We start from the raw sequence: 5,038 nt of genomic DNA, 5'->3' as shown, positions 1-5,038 counted from the left end.
TCCACCGAAGATCAAACCGCCCTGCCCCAAGTTCAGGAGTTGCGCTCCGCAGGCTGCGTGGAAATTGTCGAAGAGCAAGCCTCGGGCGGCAGTCGCACCCGGCCTGTTCTGGCGCGTGTGCTGGATCAGCTGCGCGTTGGCGATACACTTGTCGTGGTTCGGATCGACCGCCTGGCCCGTTCACTCTCTCACCTCTTGGAGATCATTGAGCGGTTGGAGGCGAAAGGCGCACATTTCCGGTCCTTGCAGGATCCAATCGACACGGCGTCGCCTCAGGGCAAGTTCACCTTGCAGGTTCTGGGTGCGGCCGCCGAGTTTGAACGGGCCTTGATACGCGAGCGCACCAAGGCCGGGTTGCGATCTGCGAAGGCAGAAGGGCGGGTTGGCGGCAACCCAGGCCTAAAGGCGGGCGACCCCGTGGCAATCCGCAAAGCAAGAGCCGCGCGAGTGGAAAGCCATTTCCAGAAACTGAATGCCAGTGCTGAACAGTGGGTGCCGGAAGTGCGCCGTCTGAGACCGGGCCTGCCTTGGGAAGACGTGCTGCGCATCGTCAATTCAGGTCTGCCGAGCGAGGCGCAGCCTTGGTCCCTGCCCCGCCTGATCCGTGCTGCCAAAACCTTCGTCCGCGAAGGCCTGCTGCCAGACACTGTCCTTTCCCGTGCGACCGCATCCGACAAGGATGATCGCCTGCCCGCCATCGTCGCGGGCATCAAAGGCGCAGATCCCAAGATGACTCTTCAAGCCATCTGCGACCGGCTAGAGACCATGCGCGAACGGACACCTAGGGGCCGCAGCAAGTGGGAGCCGTCATCGGTCAAGATGATCTTGGAGCGGGCGAAGAAGTTGAGACTGTTGTAGTAGGTAACGCTTTTCGGTGCCCAATAGGCCAAAAGGCATTCTACCGACGGGCTCAGACGAAGAATCGCTTGCGATGCTCACGCGAACACGATTGCCGTGGTCAGGTCTGCTACAGCGTTACTGAGCCTGGTCAGAGATTTTCCAAGCATCACGCGTAGGTTCAAGGGCGTCGGGTCCTGTGGATAAGTCTCGCGACATTTTCTGTAATCTTTACAATGTCCTACACCCAATCTTTAACAGGTCACGTTAGCCTTTTCGCATCATATGGTGCCATGGTCCGCAGAAAGCACAAGATAGCTGCACAAGATTTGCCTTGAGTTTCTTCCCGACGGGCGTCATATCTGTAACGCGAAAACTAAGAAAACGACGTCCACTGCGTTCCTGCTGGCACCGATCGACTGCAGATCACGGGTAACGCTTAAGAGATGTCTCGAGACAGGCGAATGATGATGCACCAAGTGTTGCATGACAAGCTCAAGGCAGACGCAGAGCGGCTTTCTGAAGCCCTTGAACATATGTCGAAGCTTTTTCTGGCACCGAAGGAAGAAAAGACACTCCGCGCCTTCACAAGCGCAGAGGTCGGAGAGTTGTTGCGGGTGAGCGACGGCTATCTGCGCAAGGCGCATTTCGACGGCAGAATTCCAGAAGTCGAACAGGGACCGGGTAACAAGCGCCTTTATTCCGCCGAGAACATTCTCCAGATCCGCAACATTCTGGCTCAGAATGCAAAGGATCCGTTTCAGTTCCTTCCCGGTCGGCGACAAGGTGACAAGCTTCAGATCTGGTCAACCGTCAACTTCAAGGGCGGATCCAGCAAAACTACGACCACCGTGACTCTCGGGATGAGGCTCGCCCTGCGTGGATACCGTGTGTGTTTGGTCGATGCGGACCCTCAGGCCTCACTGACGACCTTCTTTGGATACCAGCCAGAGATCGACTTCCGTCACGGCGGCACGCTGTATGATGCAATTCGCTACAACGATGGCGAAACGTCCCGGGTGCCTATCGTGGACGTTTTGCGCAAGACCTACTTCCCGAACCTGGATCTAGTGCCCGGCGGGATCATGCTCTCGGAATTCGAAACCGAAACTCCAACCGCGCTGAGCCGTGGCGAACAACCCGTCTTCTTCAATCGGATCCGCGACTCGCTACGACAGGTTGAAGACGATTATGACATCGTTTTAATCGACTGCCCGCCTCAGCTTGGCTATCTGACGATGGCGGCGGTCTGTGCATCGACGTCGCTTCTCATGACCATCATCCCTGAGCGTGTCGACCTGGCCTCGGCCAGCCAGTTCCTGACGATGGCGTCGGGCGTGTTGGAAGTCCTGTACTCGAACGGTGGCATCGGCGCGTATGACAATTTCGCCTACCTCCTGACGCGCTTCGACACCGCTATCAGCACGCAGCAGGACTTGTCTGAATGGCTCAGGCAATTGCTAGGCGACAGTGTGATCAAGACGCCCTTCGTGAAGTCTTCGGCGGTTAGCGAGGCCGGCCTTTCGCAGAAGACAATCTTCGAAGTGGACCTCGCTACGACCAAGAACCGAAAGACTTATGAGCGAGCCCTAGAGTCGGTGATGAGCTTTTCAAATGACATTGAAAAGATGATCCAGTCAGCATGGGGTCGAGGGGGCACAAATGAAGCGTGATCTTCTTGCCAAGAGCCTAGCACAAATGGGCTCAAAGCCTTTGGTTGCTGCCGAGGCCGGGTCGAAGGTGGACGAAAGCTCGCCTCGTTCCCTGAAGAGCATGTCAGACGTCCTTTCTCAGGTCTCGGCACAAGCCACCCAGGACGTGGATGTCAATGAGATCGGCGATTCTGAAATCGCGGATCGTTTTGACGTATCCGAAGGGCTTGATGATCTGATCGAGTCCATCAGGACATCAGGACAACAGCTCCCTGCACTGCTCCGCTATCGCCGTGGCCCTGGCCCTCGCTATGAGGTGGTTTACGGACGCCGCAGAATTGCCGCGTGCCGCGTGCTTGGGATCAAGGTCAAGGCTTATGTCAAGGAAATGGACCACCGTGAGGCGCTTGTCTCACAGGCCCTGGAAAACTCTGCGCGCCTAGAACGCAGCTTCATCGAACAAGCCATTTTCGCCACCAAGCTAGAGGACCAGGGCTTCACCCGGGCCGAGATCGGCGATGTGCTAGCTGTCGACAAGGGAACGCTAAGCAAACTGATTGGCGTTGCCCGAGACGTGCCCGACGCAGTGATCTACAAAATTGGCGCCGCGCATGAAGCAGGCCGTCGCCCATGGCTGGAACTGCGTCGTCTGGTCAAAACCGAAAACGCCCCTTCAGACAGTTCTGTCCTCTTGCTTGTTCCTGAAGAAGGCACTGCGGCAGAGAAGCTCAGCGCTGTCATCGATGCGCTGCAGAAGGTTGCGGATGCACAGCAGAACGCAGCGGAGTCTGCCGCCAAGGGCCCCTCCCCTGCCCCGCTCAACAAGATGCACGCAACTTCGGTGGCTTTCAGGTCCAAAGGCCAACGTCTTTTGATCGAGGTTTCCGACAAAAAGGAGCGCGGGTTCATCAACTTCGTGGAGACGCAGCTTGAGCGCCTCTACAAGGAGTGGAAAGAAAAATCATGACGCCGAAACGGTTAAGTGATTGATCTTTATAGGGTTGGCCATGGTCAACCCTAATGAAACAGGCAAGAAACAATCAAAAAGGAGGCAGACGTAGCGCAAAAAGAAACCCCCCGAAGGCGGTGAAGCACTCCAGAGGGTCCCGATTTACTCGCAATCTATTGGTACCCAAGAAATCGAATCACTGCAACACCGATTTCGGTGACCGGTATCCTTTTGCTGTCTGAAAACAGATGGAACAAGAAGCAGTCACGACCATCGAGGTCGAGGCACACCTGAGTTGTGCGCCTTCAATCTTCGATTCTTTCGCCGGTATTGGCACGATCGAACACCAGCCACACTTCGTACCTGTAACGCGGCGCGCGCTTATGGCGGCGGTCAACACCACAGGTCGCGCACTGGGCCTGCGGCCGCCTTCAGTCGTTGTGCTTGACGCACTCTTGAGCTGCCTTCCCTGCAACAATCCGAAAACAGGGAATGACAGCCCAATCACGCCACTCACCCTGCTGACCGTGTTCGCTTGCAACGACACTTTATGTTTCCGCGCGAAAGGCATAACGGACAGGCAACTTCGGCGACACCTTGAGAAACTTGAAGCTGCGAACCTAATCCAACGGCGAGACAGCGCCAACGGCAAACGATTCCCAATTATGCGCAACGGTAAAGTCATCGGCGCGTTCGGCATCGACCTGTCGCCCCTGCTCGCACGGTCTGGCGAAATCCTTGCACTGTCTCAGAAACATCGTCAGGAAGCCGACGAACTTCGAGGCATGAAAGCCTACATCCAAAAACTGCGCGGTGAATGCCTCTCCCTATGCCTGCACGGCGAGACCCTAGAGTTCGTCGAAGCCGCCCGCAACTTTATGCGTCGAACCGGAGTCACTGTACTTCAGGCAAGCAGCGTCATCAGCAGACTCAAATGCATCCTGCAAAGTAAGGTAGTCACTCCAAGCGTACCGCATTTGGAAGAGTTGGCCACGGCCAACGATCTGCAACACGAACAACGCCAAGAACAAGCCCCGCCTTCTAACTCGAACAAACCGACCGCCTCAGACGGGCAAAATGTCCGGCACAAAGAGACTCAAAAATCATATACAAAAATAACCTTCCCGCGCACGATGACAGAGCTATGGGCTTGCTTGACCGAAATCCCGGCCTTTTATCCAGACTACCCCACCACAGAACACGGCCTCCTACAGCTGCTATTTGAGTTTGGTAAGATGCTGAGAATAGACAGCGCTCTGTTGGGTAGGGCGGTGTCTGTGCTTGGCCTAGAAAAAGCGATTCAGGTGGCAGATCAAATGGCCTGCAAGATCGACCAGGTCAAAAGCCCAGACAACTACCTATCGAGAATCCTAGCCGGTTGCGCCAAGACAAGAGTTGGCCATGGCCAACTTTGCGTTGGTACATAAATCATCCAACTGAAACGCGCCGCCCTGCCGGTCTGTCGTTAGCACCTATATCCAGTACGAAAGTGAGAGAATGGTTGGTTTGAGGGTGGCGGGAAGTGAGATCGGGAGAGTGGCTCCCGGCGCCCGTCGTGGAGAAAACCTGATGGCCCAAGCTGCCCAGAAGATCACCCTGT

At 56.0% G+C, this 5,038-nt stretch carries 4 protein-coding genes; all 4 read left to right on the top strand.

From position 1 onward, the window contains the following. Positions 1–858: recombinase family protein (locus GBJ34_RS15805; RefSeq protein ID WP_226341227.1), on the top strand; the 858-nt coding region annotated here is incomplete at its 5' end. Positions 859–1,301: 443 nt separating this feature from the next. After that, positions 1,302–2,510 carry a plasmid partitioning protein RepA gene (gene repA, locus GBJ34_RS15800; protein ID WP_008030564.1) on the top strand — a complete coding sequence of 403 codons (1,209 nt, stop codon included), beginning with the start codon at positions 1,302–1,304 and terminating at the stop codon, positions 2,508–2,510. After that, a complete protein-coding gene (gene repB / locus GBJ34_RS15795) occupies positions 2,500–3,456 on the top strand; it encodes a plasmid partitioning protein RepB (protein WP_151720168.1) in 957 nt (318 codons plus the stop codon). The genes repA and repB overlap by 11 nt, the downstream gene beginning before the upstream one ends. A gap of 230 nt (positions 3,457–3,686) precedes the next feature. After that, positions 3,687–4,865 carry a helix-turn-helix domain-containing protein gene (locus tag GBJ34_RS15790; protein WP_226341226.1) on the top strand — a complete coding sequence of 393 codons (1,179 nt, stop codon included), beginning with the start codon at positions 3,687–3,689 and terminating at the stop codon, positions 4,863–4,865. Positions 4,866–5,038 lie beyond the last annotated feature (173 nt).

The organism is Gemmobacter serpentinus (assembly GCF_008973825.1).
GTDB classification, from domain to species: domain Bacteria; phylum Pseudomonadota; class Alphaproteobacteria; order Rhodobacterales; family Rhodobacteraceae; genus Gemmobacter; species Gemmobacter serpentinus.
This window is presented reverse-complemented; position numbering and strand designations above follow the sequence as displayed.